This window comes from Clostridium sp. C2-6-12 (genome assembly GCF_009928485.1).
GTDB lineage: Bacteria > Bacillota > Clostridia > Clostridiales > Clostridiaceae > Clostridium.
Genome location: NZ_JAABNP010000098.1, coordinates 1 through 483, shown reverse-complemented (window position 1 = coordinate 483; position 483 = coordinate 1). Strand labels below are relative to the sequence as shown.

Sequence of the window (483 nt, the reverse complement as noted above, 5' to 3'; positions counted from 1 at the left end):
TGTAGATTTGACGTAGTAATTAATAAAAATTATGTTCTTTGAAAATTGAATAATGTGATAGTTACAATTTGTGCCATAATTGATTTATATTATTAATATGTTGTTCAATAGGGGAGGGACCTATGGGAAAAAAGAAATTCTCAATTATAATATTTTTATTAAGTTTTGTATCATTAATTATTTCTCTTAAATTGTTTTTGAATTCTGCTATCTTTGCAGATGAATACAATACAAGTCCCGCTATTATAAATGGCGGAGAGTTTTGGCTGACAATGGATTGGTTAAGATTATTATTTTTGCTACTCCTATGTATTTTATCTGTCATAACCATTTTTAAAGGTGAGAAGAAAAAGTAATTTTAAAATATAATTACAATATAATATTTATAAATTATAAATCAATAAAATTAAATAACAAATTGTAAAATCGCATTATTCAAGAGAAGTTGAATTTGCGATTTTTTTAATGCATAATTCTAATAAA

The 483-nt window shown here is 23.2% G+C and carries 1 protein-coding gene; it reads left to right on the top strand.

Going from position 1 to position 483, the window contains the following annotated elements:
- Nucleotides 1–122: 122 nt before the first annotated feature.
- Nucleotides 123–356, top strand: a complete 234-nt coding sequence (locus tag GXK56_RS27530) for a hypothetical protein (RefSeq protein ID WP_160693494.1) — start codon at nt 123–125, stop codon at nt 354–356.
- The last annotated feature ends 127 nt before the right edge of the window (nt 357–483 follow it).